The sequence below is a fragment of the Streptomyces sp. VTCC 41912 genome, assembly GCF_045799175.1.
Taxonomy (GTDB): domain Bacteria; phylum Actinomycetota; class Actinomycetes; order Streptomycetales; family Streptomycetaceae; genus Streptomyces; species Streptomyces albulus_C.
Map to the genome: position 1 here is coordinate 104,218 of NZ_JBJMAB010000023.1, position 18,218 is coordinate 122,435.

General features: G+C 72.6%; 14 protein-coding genes. 7 read left to right on the forward strand and 7 right to left on the reverse strand.

The genetic code is table 11. From position 1 onward, the window contains the following. Positions 1 to 276: 276 nt before the first annotated feature. On the forward strand, positions 277 to 900 hold the full coding sequence (locus tag ACJ6WD_RS27335) for a GNAT family N-acetyltransferase (RefSeq protein WP_407616718.1): 624 nt from the start codon (positions 277 to 279) through the stop codon (positions 898 to 900). 76 nt (positions 901 to 976) lie between these two features. Further along, positions 977 to 2,230: a winged helix-turn-helix domain-containing protein gene (locus tag ACJ6WD_RS27340; RefSeq protein WP_407616719.1), complete on the forward strand. Its 1,254-nt coding sequence runs from the start codon at positions 977 to 979 to the stop codon at positions 2,228 to 2,230. A 104-nt stretch (positions 2,231 to 2,334) separates the two neighbouring features. On the opposite strand, the gene ACJ6WD_RS27345 is transcribed toward ACJ6WD_RS27340, so the two are convergent. The 7 genes from ACJ6WD_RS27345 to mtnA form a co-directional block, all read right to left on the reverse strand. Then, positions 2,335 to 3,093: a response regulator transcription factor gene (locus ACJ6WD_RS27345; RefSeq protein ID WP_233659370.1), complete on the reverse strand. Its 759-nt coding sequence runs from the start codon at positions 3,091 to 3,093 to the stop codon at positions 2,335 to 2,337. A gap of 235 nt (positions 3,094 to 3,328) precedes the next feature. Further along, positions 3,329 to 4,024, reverse strand: coding sequence for a ribosome hibernation-promoting factor, HPF/YfiA family (hpf, locus tag ACJ6WD_RS27350; RefSeq protein WP_016574173.1), 696 nt, complete (start codon positions 4,022 to 4,024; stop codon positions 3,329 to 3,331). Between the two features lie 711 nt (positions 4,025 to 4,735). Beyond that, positions 4,736 to 5,230, reverse strand: a complete 495-nt coding sequence (locus ACJ6WD_RS27355) for a ComF family protein (RefSeq protein ID WP_376445859.1) — start codon at positions 5,228 to 5,230, stop codon at positions 4,736 to 4,738. 583 nt (positions 5,231 to 5,813) lie between these two features. Beyond that, complete coding sequence (locus ACJ6WD_RS27360) at positions 5,814 to 7,709, reverse strand: LpqB family beta-propeller domain-containing protein (RefSeq protein WP_233659368.1); 1,896 nt, start codon at positions 7,707 to 7,709, stop codon at positions 5,814 to 5,816. Next, positions 7,699 to 9,768 (reverse strand): MtrAB system histidine kinase MtrB, encoded by a 2,070-nt coding sequence (mtrB, locus tag ACJ6WD_RS27365; RefSeq protein WP_407616720.1) that lies wholly within the window; start codon positions 9,766 to 9,768, stop codon positions 7,699 to 7,701. The genes ACJ6WD_RS27360 and mtrB overlap by 11 nt, the downstream gene beginning before the upstream one ends. Before the next feature lie 64 nt (positions 9,769 to 9,832). Beyond that, positions 9,833 to 10,510 (reverse strand): two-component system response regulator MtrA, encoded by a 678-nt coding sequence (gene mtrA / locus ACJ6WD_RS27370; protein WP_018542117.1) that lies wholly within the window; start codon positions 10,508 to 10,510, stop codon positions 9,833 to 9,835. Then, complete coding sequence (gene mtnA, locus ACJ6WD_RS27375; RefSeq protein ID WP_037636640.1) at positions 10,507 to 11,679, reverse strand: S-methyl-5-thioribose-1-phosphate isomerase; 1,173 nt, start codon at positions 11,677 to 11,679, stop codon at positions 10,507 to 10,509. The genes mtrA and mtnA overlap by 4 nt, the downstream gene beginning before the upstream one ends. 152 nt (positions 11,680 to 11,831) lie before the next feature. On the opposite strand from mtnA, the gene ACJ6WD_RS27380 reads away from it, so the two are divergent. Genes ACJ6WD_RS27380 through ACJ6WD_RS27400 form a run of 5 tightly spaced genes read left to right on the forward strand, consistent with a single transcriptional unit; the run spans position 11,832 to position 17,700 of the window. Further along, the gene (locus ACJ6WD_RS27380) at positions 11,832 to 13,508 is read left to right on the forward strand and encodes a hypothetical protein (RefSeq protein ID WP_407616721.1); all 1,677 of its coding nucleotides are present in this window, start codon (positions 11,832 to 11,834) and stop codon (positions 13,506 to 13,508) included. 4 nt (positions 13,509 to 13,512) lie between these two features. After that, positions 13,513 to 14,205, forward strand: a complete 693-nt coding sequence (locus ACJ6WD_RS27385; RefSeq protein ID WP_376445871.1) for a DUF4129 domain-containing protein — start codon at positions 13,513 to 13,515, stop codon at positions 14,203 to 14,205. After that, complete coding sequence (locus ACJ6WD_RS27390; protein WP_407616722.1) at positions 14,202 to 15,434, forward strand: DUF4350 domain-containing protein; 1,233 nt, start codon at positions 14,202 to 14,204, stop codon at positions 15,432 to 15,434. The genes ACJ6WD_RS27385 and ACJ6WD_RS27390 overlap by 4 nt, the downstream gene beginning before the upstream one ends. Further along, positions 15,406 to 16,380 (forward strand): AAA family ATPase, encoded by a 975-nt coding sequence (locus ACJ6WD_RS27395; RefSeq protein ID WP_407616723.1) that lies wholly within the window; start codon positions 15,406 to 15,408, stop codon positions 16,378 to 16,380. The genes ACJ6WD_RS27390 and ACJ6WD_RS27395 overlap by 29 nt, the downstream gene beginning before the upstream one ends. Positions 16,381 to 16,389: 9 nt before the next feature. Next, positions 16,390 to 17,700, forward strand: coding sequence for a DUF58 domain-containing protein (locus tag ACJ6WD_RS27400; RefSeq protein WP_331250033.1), 1,311 nt, complete (start codon positions 16,390 to 16,392; stop codon positions 17,698 to 17,700). Positions 17,701 to 18,218 lie beyond the last annotated feature (518 nt).

The following is an 18,218-nucleotide window of genomic DNA, read 5'->3' on the forward strand; positions in this document are numbered from 1 at the left end:
CGGGCGCGGCATGTTTCCAGGGGGCAGGCCCCGCCGCAACGGCCATCGTAAAGGAGGACGCTGTCCGGCCGGGAGGTCCGCCGCAGCCGAGCCCGCCGACCCCTTGCCACGTCAACGCACGAGCCCACGAGAAGGTGCCGGGAAAGTTTCCGCCGAACGACGGTGATCCCGACCGCACTCGGCCCCGAAAGGCACCCGCGCCCCCTCCGCCGCGATGGTCCGGAAACACCACGAAAACGGCTCGCGGCGTCCCGCCCGGCGCAGCAGACTCGCCCCATGATGCCCGTCACGCTCACCACCGACCGCCTCCTGCTGCGCCCCTTCGAGCCCTCCGACGTGCCCGCGGTGCTCGCCGCCTGTCAGGACCCCGACATCCCCCGCTGGACCGCGGTCCCCTCGCCCTACGGCCCGGCCGACGCGGAACGGTTCGTCGGCGCGCTCGCCCCCGACGGCTGGCGCGACGACACCGGCTACACCTTCGCCGTGGTCGCCCGCACCGACGGGGCCCTGGTCGGCTCCATGGCCCTGCTCCGCCTCGACCAGCTGCGCACCACGGAGCGGCAGGCGGAACTCGGCTACTGGACCGCCAAGGCACAGCGCGGCAACGGCTACACCGCGGAAGCGGCCGACACCGTGGCCCGCTGGGCCTTCCGCGAGCTGGGCGTGGAACGCCTGGAATGGCTCGCCGAGGCCGGCAACGAAGGCTCCTGGGCCGTCGCCCGCAAGGTCGGCTTCCAACGGGAGGGCACCCTGCGCGCCAAGCTGGTGCACGAGGGCACCCGCCGGGACGTGTGGATCGGCTCCCTCCTGCCGTCCGACCTGCCCCGCGAACCCGCCCCCGTCGGCTCGACCGCCCTGCCGCTGCCGGACCCCACGCCGTACCTCCCGCACCCGCGCTGACCCCCCGGAACCGCCCGGCCTGCGGAAACGCCCGACCGCGGGAGCGTTGTCAGTGGCCGCCCCTACGCTGTGCGCCATGACCGGAGTGACGCAGCGCCAGCCCGCACCACGCCCCGTGACCGACCTGTCCGCCGACGACGCCCGGCGACTGGCGCTGCGGGCGCAGGGCCTGCTCGGGGCACCGGACCGCCGGGCCGGCGTCCGCGGCATGCTGCGCCACCTCGGCGCCGTCCAGCTCGACACCATCTCCGTGCTGGCCCGCTCCCACGAGCTCGTCCCCTACGCCCGCCTCGGCGCGGTCGGCCGCACCGCCGTCGAGAGCGCCTACTGGTCGGCGACCCCCGAGGGCGACTCCCCGGCCCGACCGCACAGCTTCGAGTACTGGTCGCACGCCGCCTGCATCCTGCCCATCGAGGAGTGGCCGCTCTTCGCCTTCCGCCGCCGCGCCCGGCGCGCCAAGGGCCACCGCTGGCACGTCATGAAGGACTCCGCGCGCTCCTGCGCCGCCGTCCTGGACCGCCTCCGGGCCGACGGCCCGCTCACCACCTCCCAACTGGGCGGCGGTCGCAACGGCGGCGAGTGGTGGGACTGGTCCGAGACCAAGATCGCCGTGGAGTGGCTGCTGGACACCGGCGACGTGGTCTGCACCGAACGCCGCGGCTGGAAGCGGGTCTACGACCTCGCCGAGCGCGCCGTCCCCGAGCCGCTGCTCCACGACGACCTCGACGACACCGCGTGCACGCGGCGCCTGGTCGCCCAGGCCGGCGCCGCGATGGGCGTGGCCACCCGCGCGGACCTCGCCGACTACCACCGCCTCAGGGGCGAGCAGGTGGACGCCGTCATCGAGGACACCGGACTGGTGCCGGTGTCGGTCGAGGGCTGGGCCAAGCCCGCCTGGGCGGATCCGGCGGCGCTCGCCGCCCCGTCCCGCGGCCGGCACCGCACGACCCTGCTCTCCCCCTTCGACTCCCTCGTCTGGGACCGCCCGCGCACCGAGCGGATCTTCGGCTTCACCCACCGCTTGGAGGCGTACGTCCCCAAACCCCAGCGGATACACGGCTACTTCGCGATGCCCCTGCTCGCCGGCGGGAAGCTGGTCGGCCGCGTCGACCCGGCCCGCGAGGGCCGCACCCTCGTCGCCCGCCAACTCTCGCTCCAGGGCCCCAAGGCCGTCGGCCCCATGGCCCGGGCCCTGCACGAGGCCGCGGCCTGGGTGGGCTGCGACACCGTCCGCGTCGAGCGCTGCGACGACCCGCAGCTGGCCGCCGCCCTCCGCACCGAACTCACCCGCGCCGACGGCGAACGCCCCGCGGAGGACCCGACGGCCTGACCCGCCACCGTCCCCGGTCCAGCCCGGGTCCGGCCCGGCCCGGCGGCGGCCACCGGCAATCCCACGGCAATCCGGCACCGCTCCGGGGGCCCCGGCCCCCGGCTTCACCGGATTTCGAGAATCTTCTCCCGCATCGCATACACCACGGCTTCCATCCGGGAATGCAGTTGGAGCTTCTCCAGGATGTTGCGCACGTGGTTCTTCACGGTGTTCTCGGAGATGAACAACTCCTTGGCGATATCGCGGTTGTTCATGCCCGTGGCAACGAGTTTGAGGACCTCCAGCTCACGGTCGGTGAGCCGGGGCGCCGGCACCAGACGACGCTCGTCGGTGCGCTGGATCATCGACTTGAACTCCGTCAGGAGCTTGGACGCCATCGACGGGCTGATCTGCGACTGCCCGTCCGCGACGGCCCGGATCGCGGTGGCCACCTCGTCGGTGGAGATCTCCTTGAGGAGGTAGCCGGTGGCGCCGGCCTTGATCGCGTCGTAGAGGTCGGCCTCCTCGTCGCTGATCGTGAGCATGATGATCTTCGCGCTGGGGGCCACCTCCTTGAGGGAGGTGCACGCCTCGATCCCGCCGCGGCGGGGCATCCGGACGTCCATCAGCACGATGTCGGGCAGCAGGTCCGCGGCCTTGTCGACCGCCTCCGCGCCGTCTCCGGCCTCGCCGACGACCTGGATGTCCTCCTCCTGCGCCAGCACGATCTCCAGACCGCGGCGGAAGAGCGCATGGTCGTCCACGACGAGGACCCGGATCGGCTCCCTGCGCGGCACGCGCGCGGCACCGTCCCCGTCATCGGCCCCCACACCGCAGACGTCGCCGTCCGCGCCACCCCGTGCGGGCCCGAAACTGTCCCCCATTGATTCCTCCCCGTCAACTACTCGGCCGAAGGGCCAGAGTTTGGATATAAGGCTGGTTGACTACAGCCCTTTTCGGCCGGCCCGATCAATGCCATACGACCGTCTCCCCGGCATGTCGCCGTTTCGCGTCCACATACTCCCCGGCTGGCACAAACACTATACGGCTTCAACTCCAGCCCTCCGCAGGCACGATGGTGCCCCCGGGCGTACGCCGGGGGCACCGAACGGGTGGGGGTCAGCCGCCCAGCGCGCCGCCTGCGCCGCCGGGTGATTCCTCTCCGAACGCGTCGGAATTCAAGTGGATGACGCCGTAGTCGTAAGCGTGCCGCCGGTAGACGACACTCGGCTGCTTGGTCTCGGCGTCGACGAAGAGATAGAAGTCGTGTCCGACCAACTCCATCTCGTAGAGCGCCTGGTCGAGCGCCATCGGCGCCGCCGAGTGGGTCTTCTCGCGGACGACCACGGGCCCTTCGCCCTGGATCTCCAGCGATCCCATCCGGGTGGTCGGCACCTTGTCCTGCTGCGCGGCCTCCTCCGCGGCCGTCAGGCCGTGGCCGTTCAGCCGTGCCGCGTCGGGGACGGTGACCGCGACCTCACTCGCGGGGATGCGCCCGTTGCCACGGCGCGAGTGGCGCTTGTCGTGCTCCTTCCGCAGGCGCGCCTCCAACTTGGCCGTTGCCAGGTCCAGCGCTGCGTACGGGTCGGCTGCGGCCGCCTCGGCCCGGACCACCGGACCACGGGAGCGGAGGGTGATCTCCACTCGGTCGGAACGGTCGGCCTGCCGCGGGTTGGGCTCCTTGGACACCTCGACGTCCAGGCTGATCACCTTGCCGTCGAGCTTCTGGACCTTGTCCAGCTTCAGCTTCTCGGCCACGTGCTTGCGGAACCGCTCGGGCACCTCGGTCTTGCGGCCCTTGACGACGATGTCCACGCAGAACTCCGTTCCCGGATCGCCCCGCTCAGCAAGCGGAGCAGCTCCTTCTTGCACCAGGCCCCGGTGGGTGCCGGAGCCTCGGACTGGCGACGTTCACCTCCTCCTCCCCCAGGGGTGAGATCTCCATTCCCACGTTTTCAGAATCGCCGAAAAACCCTGAAAAGCATGCAACACGACATCGGAGGCAAAGCGTCCGCCAAGTCCTCACAACCGAACATAGCTCTACTGGACGGGTGTCGGCACCCCCTCAGCACGCCCAGCTCCGTTTGAGTGAAATTCGGCGCTTACTACCAGCAACGACCAGCCGACCCGGCCGGTTCCCCTTCACCGGCCGTCCGCACGAGCACTCCGCCGGCCCCCCAAGGCCCCACCCCCGCCCGTCAACGGCCCGACGCCCCCGTCCCCCGCCCGGCGGGCATCACACAGGGCTACCAACCTGCCGGAGCGTGACCGCGAACCGGTCGAAGATGACGCACGGCCGGCCGGGTCGGGACCGTCGGTCCGCCGTGCGTCGGCCACCGCGGCAGGGCCCGGCGAACGGGCCGGAGCCACGCCTGCCGCGCGGGCCGAAGGGCCCACCCCATCCGAAAAGGCGCCATCAGCCCGGCGGCCCGGCCTCCCGTCGCATGGCCGGACACCGCCGCTCCTTTGGCCGGACTCCGCCCCCTTCACCTCTCGTTGAACCCCTCAGGGGTGTCGTTGAACCCCTCAAAGGCTGTTGAAAGAGAAAGAACTGCCGGGGGCCGCCACCACCGCGGCCCCCGTCACCCGTCCCCCGGCGGCCCGCACCGCCCGCGCCGCCTCGGCGAGCGTGGCCCCCGTCGTCACCAGATCGTCCACCAACAGCACTGGCGCCCCCGCCAGCAGCCCGCCGACCGCGCCCGGCACCTCCAGGGCCCCGGCGACGTTCACCAGCCGCTGCCGGGCATCCAACCCCGCTTGATCGACCACCACACGCCGCTGCCGCAACCCCGCCAGCACCCGCACGGCCACACCCCTCCGCCGCAACTCGGCCGAAGCAGCCAACGCGATCCTGCGCACCGGATCGTGACCACGCCCGGCAACCGCCCACCGCGCGGAAGGCACCGGCACTAGGAGGAGGGGGCCGCCCCCTCCCCCCACCCCCCGCACCGCCCCCGCCAGCACCGCCCCCAGCGGCGCGGCCAGCCGCAGGGCGCCCCGCTCCTTGTGCGCCAGCAGCACCGCGCGCACCTCGTCGGCGTACGGCGCACCAGCCCACACCCGCGGCAGCCCCGCCGGCACCGGCCGCGGCCGCACCCGTGCCGCGCCGCGTCCGCCCCGCCACAACGCCCGCTGGCACGCCGCACACAGCTCCGTACGCGGCTGGCCACACCCCGCACAGTCGACCGGCAGCACCAGGTCCGCCAGCTCTCGCCACACCCCCCACATGACTCCACTGTCGCGTAGCGCGGGGCCGGCGACCACCCCTGTGGATAACTGCCGGCGCGGGTGGTCAGCGCGTCGACGTCGATGGTCATCCGCGTCATGGTCGCCGCGGGCGCGGGTACGCGCGGGCAGTATTCCGCGCCGATGCTCGTGAGGGGTCGGAGAAGGTCACGGATGAGCGTGCGGGCGCGCCTGCGAAAAGGGCGCCAATGACCCCGACGCCCCACCCGCGCCCCGCCCCACCGGCGCGGGTCCGTCCCGCTTCCCTACGAGCACCCCGGCCAGCCACACAACGCACACCTCTGGCGCCCGCTCGGCAGACATGCACGAGCCGGCGCCGCCCGCCCTTCCCGGGCCGGTCGGCGCCGCTCGCCCGCGTTCACCCCGGATATACCGGCGCCGTCCCGTCCTTGGCCACCGTCTTCCAGTTGGAGTCCGGAGGCAGCCGGACTATGCCCTCCGTGGCGTCCGCGATCAGCGGGCGGGTTTCGTCCTCCGAGGCCGCGACCGCCTTGACCCCGTTGACGCCGGGCAGCGTCTGCGCGTCGGACGCCGAGCCGTCGGTCTCCATGAACTGCATCTGCTGCACCCCGCCGGCCTCCCGCCCGACGACGACCAGCCGGCTGCCGCCCGCCCACGACGCCGCCACCACGTCCTCCAACTGGGGCGCGATGGGGCGGAGTTCCTGGACCGAAAGCGTCGGGTGCACGGACGTTCCGTCCCGCTCGACCCGGCCGAGCTGGAGCGTCGTACGGCCCTTGTCCTCCACCAGGATCGCGATCCGGATGCCGTCCGCGGCCACCTTGATCGCCTTGATCCGCCGCTGGCCGAGGCCGGGCACCGCGACCTCCTCGGGGTCGCCCTTGCCCTCGCGCATCCGCAGCAGCCGGGAGTGGTGCGCGTCCCGATCGGCGATCCACAGGTCGCCCAGCCCGTCCCAACTCGGCGCGGTCAGGCCCTCGTTGGCGCTCTTGGCGGTACTGGCGCTGGTCAGCAGTGGTCCGCTGCGTTCGACGCCGTCCTCCAGGCCGGACACGTACAGGTAGCGGCCGTCGGCCGACACTCCCGCCGCGGTGGTCTCCCCGCGCGAGATGGCGACGGAGCGCAGCGGGGTCTTGCCGGTGCCGAACGGGCCGCGGACCGGGGCTGGTTCGCCGGCCGCGTCCGACATCGCGACGACGCGGTGCTCGGCGTCGATGAAGTACTCCTTGCCGGCGGTGCCGGTGTGGCCCGGGGCGGCGAAGTCCCGTTCGGCCTGGTCCTGGGTCAGTGCGCACAGCGAGTTGCCGCTCGGGTCCTGGAGTTCGACCTCGCTGATCTTCGAGGCGCGCGTCATGTCCTGGACGGTGAAGAAGAGTTGCGCGGCCATCCGCTTGCACTGGGCGGTGTCGGTGTTGACCGCCTGCTTGCTGAGCTTGACCTGTAGGGCGTTGGAGTCGTCCAGCGTCAGGTCGCGGGCGGCGAGCCGGGTGCCGGGCGGGAACGCCGACGTCGTCACCCGGTCCAGCCAGTCGGTCGGCCCGGTCAGCAGGGCCTCCACGCTGGAGGTGATCGGCTTTATCCGCTGCCGCAGGTAGACCGGGTCGGCGACCAGCACGTTCTTACCGGCCTTGGGGTCGTCCGACTCGGACTTGTAGGACGCGAAGTAGTACTTGTTGACGGAGCGGTAGATGCGCTGGAAGTCGGACTGTCCCAGCACCAGCCCGTCGGGCAGCCGGTCGATGCGCCACTGGTCCCCCTCCTTGATGAGGTGGATCGTCGCGCGGTACGGCTTCTCCTCGGGGGTGTAGGCGTGGTTGGCGTCGACCATCGCCACCTGGCTGCCGGAGAGGGCGACGGTGTAGCCGTCGGCGTCCTCGCGGTTGGGCTGGGCCTGCGGCTCGGACTTCGGCCGCTCCTGGAGGACGTTGGTGACCAGGAACGGGCGCCAGGTCTGCCGCGCCGACTTGGCGAGGTACATCCGGGCCGTGCGGAAGTCCGCCTCGTCACTGGTGGTCGCGTCGAGGAAGCTGCGCACGATGTTGGCGGGTTGGGCGCCGTCCTGCGGCGGCACGCCGTAGACCCGCACCTGCGAGTCGCCGTCGGCGCGCGGGGAGGGGTCGACCGCCGTGACGTCGCCGCCGTCGGGCATGGAAGCGCAGCCGGCCAACAGCGCCCCGGCGCAGCCCAGGAGGACGGCGTGGCGTCCGGTGCGGGCGACCGGGCCGCCCTTGGGCGCGAGCCGGCGCAGCCGCGGGCTGCGTGCCGTGCGCTCGTCTTCGTGTTCAGCGCCCACGCCGTCCGCCTTCCCGCTCCGCGTCGCGTTCGGTCCTGTGGTCCGTGTCGTCGGTGGTCGGGCCGTCGGGCCCGCCCGGGTCGGTGGTCGGGGGCGTGCCCGGTGGGGCGTGGACCGGTGGCCCGGCGTGGTGGCCGGCGTCGTCGCCCGTTTCCTCGGGCCGGTCGGCGGTGGCCTGGTGGGGCACTGCGCGCGAGCTGGCATTGGGGGGTGTCGTGGGCCGGGCCGGGGCCTTGGCGGCGCCGGGGCGGGGCTGCGCCGGGACGGTGGGCGTCGGGCGGCCCGCGGCGGTGCGGGGGCGGCCGTCGGCGTCCAGGCCGCGGTTGCGCCGGGAGTCCTCGGGTTCCAGGGGGATCGGGGAGCCGCGCAGCGTCTCGCCGGCCGTACGGGGCAGCGTGAGCCGGAACTGGGAGCCGCCGCCGGGCTCGCCCCACGCCTGCAGCCAGCCGCCGTGCAGCCGGGCGTCCTCGATGGCGATGGACAGGCCGAGGCCGGTGCCGCCGGTCGTGCGGGCCCGCGCCGGGTCGGCGCGCCAGAAGCGGTTGAAGACCCGGGTCGCCTCACCGGGCTTGAGGCCGACGCCGTAGTCGCGGACCGCGACGCCGACCGCGCCGTCGCTGCGGCCGCCGGCGGACGCGAGCCGGATCACGACGTCGCGGCCCTCGCCGTGCTCGACGGCGTTGACGACGAGGTTGCGCAGGATGCGCTCCACCCGGCGGGGGTCGGCCTCGGCCATGACGGGGTGGTCGCCGCCGCGCACCACGAGCCGGCTGCCCTTGCGTTCGGCGAGCGGTTCGGCGCCCTCGATGACGCGGTGGACGACGTCGCGCAGATCGACCGGTTCGGCTTCCAGGGCCGCCGCGCCGGCGTCGAACCGGCTGATCTCCAGGAGTTCGGCGAGCAGCGACTCGAAGCGGTCGAGTTGGCCGCGCAGCAGTTCCGCGGAGCGTGCGGTGACCGGGTCGAACTCGTCCCGCACCTCGTGGATCACGTCGGCGGCCATCCGCACGGTGGTGAGCGGGGTGCGCAGTTCGTGCGAGACGTCGGAGACGAACCGGCGCTGCATCCGGGACAGGTCCTCCAACTGTTGGATCTTGAGTTGGAGGTTCTGGGCCATCTTGTTGAAGGACTCGCCGAGCCGGGCGAAGTCGTCCTCGCCGGTGACCTTCATCCGCTCCTGGAGGAGGCCGGCGGCCAGCCGCTCGGAGATCCCGGCGGCCATCCGCACGGGCGTGACGACCTGCCGCACCACCAGCCAGGCGATGGCGCCGAGCAGGATCACGACGAACACCCCGGCGGTCGCCAGCGTCCCGGTGACGAGCTTGAGGGACTCCGCTTCCTGACTGAACGGGAAGAGGTAGTACAGCTGGTACTGGTTGCCGTTGATGTCGTTGAGGCGCTTGCCGATGATCAGCGCGGGCACGCCGTCGTTGGACCCGGTGCGTTTGATCTGGGTGTACTGGCGGAACGTGCCGGACTTGCTGTCCAGCTTCCGGCGCAGCTCGGACGGGACGCTGCGTTCGGGGTCGACGTCCCCGGAGGCGCGCGGGCCGCGGGTTCCGGGGGTGGAGTCGCCGAACGGCTCGTCGGTGTCGGAGCTGAGCGCGACGACCGAGAAGACGCCCTGGCCGCCACTGGCGAGCTGCTCGACCAGGCTGGTCAACCAGGTCGCGGAGTCCTGGGAACCGCGGCTGGCGGTGCGGCTGTTGTCGTCGGTGCGGTTGTCGTCGCCGCCGTCGGCGAGTTTCCGGGCGACCTCGAAGCCTCCGACGGCCTGGCTCTGGGCGGCCTGGGCCTTGGCGGTGAGCAGTCCGTTGCGGACCTGCCCGACGACGACGACGCCGAGCAGCAGCACCACCGCCAGCGACATCAGCAGGGTGGTGGCGACCACGCGCAGCTGGATGTTGCGGCGCCACAGTCGCAGCGCGGGCAGCAGCGGCCGTCGCACCCACCGGCTGAAGAGTCGCAGCAGGGGGTGGACGGGGCCGCTCACCGCGCCGTCGGGCAGTAGTTGTCCGCCGCGCAGCAGGCGCGCCGCCACGCGGTCCGAAAAGGACATTTTGCCCACCGGGTCGACGGTGCGCCCCCGCTGTCCCTCCGGGGTCGAACCGTCCCGGGTCATCTCAGCTGGGTCCGGCCTTGTAGCCGACGCCGCGCACGGTCACCACGATCTCCGGGCGCTCCGGGTCCCGCTCGACCTTGGAACGCAGCCGCTGCACGTGGACGTTGACGAGCCGGGTGTCCGCGGCGTGCCGGTAGCCCCAGACCTGCTCCAGCAGCACCTCGCGGGTGAACACCTGCCACGGCTTGCGGGCCAGCGCCACCAGCAGGTCGAACTCCAGCGGGGTCAGCGCGATCGACTGCCCGTCCCGCTTCACGGAGTGCCCGGCCACGTCGATGACCAGGTCACCGATGGCCAACTGCTCGGGCGCCGGCTCCTCCGAGCGCCGCAGCCGCGCCCGGATCCGGGCGACCAGTTCCTTGGGCTTGAACGGCTTGACGACGTAGTCGTCCGCACCCGATTCGAGGCCGACGACAACGTCCACCGTGTCGCTCTTCGCGGTCAGCATGACGATCGGCACGCCCGACTCGGCCCGGATCAGCCGGCACACCTCGATGCCGTCCCGTCCGGGCAGCATCAGGTCGAGCAGCACAAGATCGGGCTTGGTCTCGCGGAACGCAGCGAGCGCCTTGTCGCCGTCCGACACGAACGACGGTTCAAAGCCCTCGCCGCGCAGCACGATGCCGAGCATCTCTGCCAGTGCGGTGTCGTCGTCGACGACCAAGACGCGTCCCTTCATTCGGCCATCATCCCATTACCTGATCGTGACTTTCTCCATCGTGAGACGGAACACACGTCCGCCAACCGCTCGCGGGTCACCGGCGACACCACTCCGGCCTCCGTCACGATCGCCGTCACCAGCTCGGCGGGCGTGACGTCGAAGGCCGGGTTGTAGGCCAGCGAGCCCAGCGGCGCCACGGCGACCCCGGTCCCGGGCGCCGCACCCGCGCCCTGCCGATGCGGCAACGAGAACTCCGTCACTTCGCGGCCCGGCCGCTGCTCCACCTCGATGGCGGCGCCGTCCGCCGTCGCCAGGTCCACCGTGCTGGTCGGCGCGACGACCACGAACGGAACGTGGTGGTAGCGGGCGAGCACCGCCAACGGATAGCTGCCGATCTTGTTGGCGACCGCGCCGTCCGCCGCGATCCGGTCCGCCCCGATGAGCACCGCGTCCACCTCACCGGCCGCGAACAGCGAACCGGCGGCACCGTCCGCCAGCACCGCGTACGCCATCCCGGCCCGCGCCGCCTCGTACGCGGTCAGCCGCGCCCCCTGCAACAGGGGCCGGGTCTCGTCCACCCATAGCCGCCGCAGCTCGCCGGCCCGGTGCGCCGCCAGCGCCACGGCCAGGGCGGTGCCCTCGCCTCCGGAGACCAGGGCGCCGGTGTTGCAGTGCGTGAGGATGCGGTGCCCGCCGCCCGGCAGCAGTTCGCCCAGCAGTTCCAGACCGCGCTCCGCCATGCGCGCGCTGGCCTCGACGTCCTCCGCGTGGACGGCCCGCGCCTCGGCCAGGGCGGCGGCCGCCGCCTCCTGCGGACCGGCGCCACCGGCCACCGCGCCGCGGTACGCCTCAGCCGCGCGCCGGACGCCGTAGCCGAGGTTGACCGCGGTCGGCCGGGCGCCCGCCAGGACGGCCGCCGCCTCCTCGACGTCGAATCCCCGCGCAGCGGCCAGCGCGATGCCGTACGCGCCCGCGATGCCCAACAGCGGCGCCCCTCGCACCGCCAGCGTCTGGATCGCCTGCACCAACGCCGGGACGTCCGTGCAGACCAGCTCGACCTCCTCTGCCGGGAGCCGGGTCTGGTCGAGCAGGACCACCACCGGGCCCTCGGGCAACTCCCCCCAGCGCAACGACGGGACCGCGGGCGACACGGCGCCCGCCTCCGATACCTCGTGCCGATCAGCCATTCCCTCAGTCTGCCGCCGATCCCCCACCGAACAGAAGGTCCCCTTCCTCTCAGGGCCCGGGTACAGAGCGCCACCGGCCATGACACGATGAACGGCACCGCGGACCCCGGACCCCGACCGCCTCGGCGGACGGGCAGCAAGAAGGAGCGACGATGAACAACTCTCCGGGCTGGGCTTCGCCCGGATCCGCCCCCTCCGACGAGCCGGGCCGCGGCACCTCGGAGCAGCCCGCCGCATCGCCCGCTCCGGAGGACCGTCCCGACGCGTCCCGGCAGCCGACCCCGCCGAACTGGTCCAGCGACCAGCCGCCGCCGGGCCAGTGGACGGCCCCGGCCGGCGCCCCCGGCCAGAGCGGGCCGGGCGGCCGCAACGCCCAGGAGGGCACCGGTGACCGCACCCGCGCCTCGTCCGGCGCGGCACCGGGTGGTTGGACCGCTCCGCCGGGCGCCGGCAACCAGGGTGCCTGGGGCGGCGGTTCCGGTTGGGGCGGCGGCTGGGGCGGCGTGCCGCAGGCCGCCAAGCCGGGGGTCATCCCGCTGCGTCCGCTCGGTGTCGGCGAGCTCCTCGACGGCGCCATCGCCACCATGCGCACCCACTGGCGCACCGTGCTCGGCGTCTCGCTGATCGTCGCGCTCGTCTCGCAGACCACGGTCACGCTCGTCTCCGGCCTGTGGCTCCCCAACTCCACCCGTCAGCTGGCCCCCGAAGACGGCGCCGCTCCCCCGCTGCGGGAGATCATGAACGATGCGGCGACCTCCCTCGCCGGCACCACCATCACCACGATCATCGGGCTGCTCGCCACGATCATCGCCACCGGCATGCTGACCATGGTCGTCAGCCGCGCCGTCCTGGGCCGCTCGGTGACCGCCGGGGAGGCCTGGAGCGACGCCCGCGGCCAGCTCCCCCGCCTGCTCGGTCTGCTGCTGCTGTTGCCGCTGATGCTCTTCGTCATCTTCGCGGTCGCCATGACCCCGGGCTTCATCGTCACCGGCACGGGCCCTGTCGACCTCGGTCTCCTCCTCGTCCTGCTCGGCCTGTTCGCCGGCGGCGTCGTGAGCATCTGGCTGTGGGTCCGCTTCAGCCTCGCCTCCCCCGCTCTGATGCTGGAGAAGCAGGGCGTCATGGCCTCCATGCGGCGCTCCGCCAAGCTCGTCCGCGGTGCCTGGTGGCGGGTGCTGGGCATTCAGCTCCTCGCCTACCTGCTGATCGTCATCGTCCAATTCATCATCCAGATCCCGGCCACCTTCGTCGCCTTCCTGATAGGCGGCGAGAACCTCGTGGACTGGGCGAGCGGCGCCAACGCCTCGACCGGCTGGCCTTTCCTCATCGTGCTGGGCATCGGCTCGGTCATCAGCTCCGCGATCACCTTCCCGATCAGCGCCGGGGTCACCGTGCTGCTCTACGTCGACCAGCGCATCCGTCGCGAGGCCCTCGACCTCGAACTCGCCCGCGCCGCCGGTCTCCCCGGCTACGCCCCCGAAGCTCCCGCCACGCACCCGGCCGCCGGCACCACCACCCCGGCCCCGAGGACCGCCCCCGAGGCAAACGCCGGTGCCGAGAACACCGCTGACGCCCCGTCCGGCACGTCTCCCGCCAAGCCGGCGGAGCCGACAGAGCCGACAGTCTCCCAGGCCACGGACCCTCAGGCGACAGGTCCTCAGGCAACGAGGATTCAGCTGACGAAGACCCAGGAAACCGCGACGACGGACGCAGGACCGGAGCAGTCCGAGCCTGCCGCCGCCCAGGCTCCGGACGCTCCCGGCGCACCCACGGATGCCGCACCCGGCGTCCCCGGCCCGCGCCCGAGCGACACCGCACCGGGAAGCTGATGCGGTGACCACAGGGGGGAAGATCGCCGCGCTCGCACGTCTCACCGCGCGTTCCGACGACGACATACCGGTCCGGATCCCACGTGTCCCCGCCCACGAGGCAGCGGAGCGCGAACTGTCCGATCCCCGGTACCACCAGCACGACCCGAACCTGATCCAGCGCGCCCTGGATTGGCTCTGGGACCGCATCGGGGAACTCTTCCATGCGGCCTCCGGCGCCACTCCGGGCGGCTGGGCCGGGCTCATCGCCATCGCCGTGTTCGTGCTGCTGGTGATCCTCGCCCTCCGGCTGCGACTGGGTGCGGTACGCCGCACCCCGACCACCCGGGGCACCCTCTTCTCCGACGTGCCCCGGACCGCCGCCGAACACCGCACGGCCGCCGAACAGCACGCGGCCCAGGGCCGCTGGAACGAAGCGATCCAGGACCGCATGCGCGCCATCGTCCTCGGCCTCGAAGAACGCGCCCTGCTCGCCCCGGGCCCCGGCCGGACCGCCGACGAGGCCGCCACCGAAGCCGGCCTGGTCCTGCCCGCGCACGCCGGACAACTCCGCGCGGCCGCCCGCACCTTCGACGACGTCGCATACGGCGGCCGCCCCGGAACGGATCGGGCATACGCCCTCCTGAGCACTCTCGACACCGAGCTGCAACGCGCCAAGCCCCACCTGGCCGCCACCCCGACCGGGAGCCCCGGATGACGACGGCCACCACCGCCACCGCCGTGCCCGGCCACACCGCACGCCGCCTCTGGGCCCGCTCCCGAGCCGTCCTGCTGGGACTGCTGCTGCTCGTCATCGGCGGACTGACCCTCGCCGCCCTGCAGTCCGGCGAGCAGCACGGACGGCTCGACCCGCGCTCCGCGGACCGTACCGGCAGCCGTGCCCTCGCCCAACTCCTCGCCGCCCACGGCGTCACCACCCGGGTCGTGACCACCGCCGACGAGGCGGCTGCCGCGGCCGGCCCGCAGACCACGCTCCTCGTCTCCACCCCCGACGTGCTGACCCCCGATCAGCTGACCGACCTCCGCGCCGCGACGGCCCGCACCCCCGGTCGCACCGTCCTGCTCGCACCCGGCACCGCTTCGCTGGAGCTCTTCGCACCCGGCGTCCAGGCCGATCCCCAGATCAGCAACGCCGCCCGTTCGCCGGGTTGTTCGCTGCCGGCCGCCCGCCGCGCGGGCGACGTCCTCCTGGGCGGCATCCGTTACACCACGTCCGCCACCACCGCCGACCGCTGCTACGAAGCCGGCGGCGCCCCCACCCTGCTGCGCATCCCGGCCGCCCACCCGGACCGCGACACCGTCCTGCTGGGCTCCGCCGATTTCCTCTACAACTACCGCCTCGCGGACCAGGGCAACGCCTCGCTGGCCCTCCAACTCCTCGGTGCGCACAAGCATCTGGTCTGGTACCTCCCCTCCGTCAGCGATTCCTCCGCCACCGCCCCGGACGCTCAGCCCGGCTTCTTCGCTCTCCTTCCCGCCGGCTGGCGCTGGGCCCTGCTCCAACTCGCCCTCGCCGCCGGCTGCGCGGCCCTCTGGCGCGCCCGCCGCCTCGGCCCCCTGGTGCCCGAGCGGCTCCCGGTATCCGTGCCGGCCGCCGAGACCACCGAGGGACATGCCCGCCTCTACGCGCAGGCCCATGCCCGCGACCGGGCCTCCGCCGTTCTGCGCACGGCGACCCGCACCCGGCTCGCCCCCCTCCTCGGCGTGCCCTCCGCACACGCCCACGACCCGGACCTCTTCCTCCCCGCCGTCCGCGCCCACGTGGCCGCCTCCCTGCTGGCCACGACCGACCTCCAGGCCCTGCTCTTCGGCCCGACCCCGGCGGACGACAAGGCCCTGGTGCACCTCGCCGACCAACTCGACGCGCTTGAAAACTCGATCGTTTCCCAAGAGAGGCATGCCCCCCGTGAGCACCCCGACCGCTGACAGCGCCCGAGCCTCCCTTGAGGAACTGCGCACCGAGATAGCCAAGGCCGTGGTAGGCCAGGACCCCGCCGTCACCGGTCTGGTCGTCGCACTGCTCTGCCGCGGTCACGTACTCCTCGAAGGAGTCCCCGGCGTCGCCAAGACCCTGCTCGTGCGCGCCTTGTCCACGGTCCTCGAACTCGACACCAAGCGCGTCCAGTTCACCCCCGATCTGATGCCCAGTGACGTCACCGGTTCGCTGGTCTACGACACCCGCAACGCCGAGTTCTCCTTCCAGCCCGGCCCGGTCTTCACCAACCTCCTGCTCGCCGACGAGATCAACCGCACGCCGCCCAAGACCCAGGCGTCCCTGCTCGAAGCGATGGAAGAACGCCAGGTGACCGTCGACGGCACGCCCCGTCCGCTCCCCGAGCCGTTCCTGGTCGCTGCCACCCAGAACCCCACGGAGTACGAGGGCACGTACCCCCTCCCCGAGGCGCAGCTCGACCGCTTCCTGCTCAAGCTGACGGTGCCCCTACCCGCCCGCCAGGACGAGATCGACATCCTCAACCGGCACGCGGCCGGCTTCAGCCCGCGCGACCTCAACGCCGCAGGTCTCCGCCCCGTCGCTTCCGCCGCCGACCTCGATGCCGCCCGGGCCGCGGTCGCCGAGACCGCCGTCTCACCCGAGGTCACCGGCTACATCGTCGATATCTGCCGTGCCACTCGTGAATCCCCCTCGCTCTCCCTCGGCGTCTCCCCCCGAGGAGCCACCGCTCTGCTCTCGACCTCACGTGCCTGGGCCTGGCTCACCGGTCGCGACTACGTCACGCCCGACGACGTCAAGGCCCTGGCGCTCCCCACCCTCCGGCACCGCATACACCTTCGGCCCGAGGCCGAGATGGAAGGAGTCACTGCTGACTCCGTGATCAACGCCGTGCTCGCTCATCTCCCCGTCCCCCGCTGAGGCAAGACCGTGGCCCTCACCGGACGCACCGCCCTCATCTCCGCGCTCGGAGCCCTGGTCGTGGGCTTCGCGCTGCCCAGCTGGCTCGGGATACTCACCGTTCAACTCGTGCTGCTGCTAGCAATCTTGTGCGATGTCGCACTCGCCGCGCCAGTGCGAAAGCTCCTTTTCACCCGAAGCGGTGACACAAGCGTTCGACTAACAGGTGAAGCCCACATCCACCTCACCGTCACCAACCCGAGCCGGCGCCCGCTCCGCGCCCAACTCCGCGACGCCTGGCCCCCCAGCTCCTTCCAGCCCGGCGACGACATCCCGGCATCCCGCCACGCCCTCAACGTCCCTGCCGGGGAACGCCGCCGCCTGACCACGACGCTCCACCCGACCCGCCGCGGCGACCACCATGCCGTCCGCGTCACGGTCCGCTCCTACGGCCCACTCGGCCTGGCCGCACGCCAAGGCAACCACCACGTCCCCTGGACCCTGCGCGTCCTGCCGCCCTTCGCGAGCCGGAAGCACCTCCCCGCCAAACTCGCCCGGCTCCGCGAACTCGACGGCCGTACGAGCATCCTCACCCGCGGCGAGGGCACCGAATTCGACAGCCTCCGCGACTACACCCCCGGCGACGACACCCGCTCCATCGACTGGCGCGCCACCGCCCGCCAGCAAACCGTCGCCGTCCGCACCTGGCGCCCCGAACGCGACCGACGCATCCTCCTCGTCCTGGAGACCGGCCGTACCTCGGCCGGCCGCGTCGGCGACACCCCCCGCCTCGACGCCTCCATGGACGCCGCCCTGCTCCTCGCGGCCCTCGCCGCCCGTGCCGGCGACCGCGTCGACCTCCTGGCCTACGACCGCCGGATCCGCGCCTCCGTACAAGGCCGCACCTCCCGCGACCTCCTCCCGGCCCTCACCGACGCCCTGGCTCCCCTGGAACCCGAACTCGTCGAAGCGGACGCCCGCGGCCTGGCTGCGACCATCCACCGCCACGCCACGCGCCGCTCCCTCATCGTGCTCTTCACCGGCCTCGACACGGCCCCCATGGAGGAGGCACTGCTGCCCCTCCTGCCCACCCTCACCCAACGCAACGAACTGATCGTCGCGGCGGTCGCCGACCCTCGCATCGAAGAACTGGCCGCCGGCCGCCACACCCCCCAGGCCGTCTACGCAGCCGCCGCCGCGGAACAGACCCGCGCCGCCCGCCGCCACACCGCAGACCGCCTCCGCCGCCACGGCATCACGGTCATCGATTCCACCCCGGCCCACCTGGCCCCCGACCTCGCCGACGCCTACCTCACCCTCAAGTCCACCGGCCGCCTGTAAAGCCCGCACCCCCACGGCCCACCAGGCCCCCCCACGGGCATCCACGTACACACACACCTCATCCACTGACACCCGTCGCCGTCACCAGCCCCTTGGCACGACGCTCCCGACCGGCGACCGGCACCGGGCCCTATCCCCCCGCCCTCCATACGAAGCCTCACAGCCCTCAAGACGAGTGACCCAACGGAACCCCAGGCACGAGGCGGAGCCCTCAGCTCACTCAGCTCGCTACACAGGGCCAGCCGTGCCCCCTCCCCTCCACCCACCAGCGGCTACTGCAATACCAGCACCTGGCTACCGCTCCCATGCAGTGGCGGATCGACGGAAGTCGTCCGGCGCACAACGCAAAAAGGGCTTTGTTTTCAGGCCCATACACTGGCCTGAAAACAAAGCCCAAAAACAGATATGCCCCGCACCTTGCCGGTGCGGGGCATATCTCAAATTTAGTTCGGCGGCGTCCTACTCTCCCACAGGGTCCCCCCTGCAGTACCATCGGCGCTGAAAGGCTTAGCTTCCGG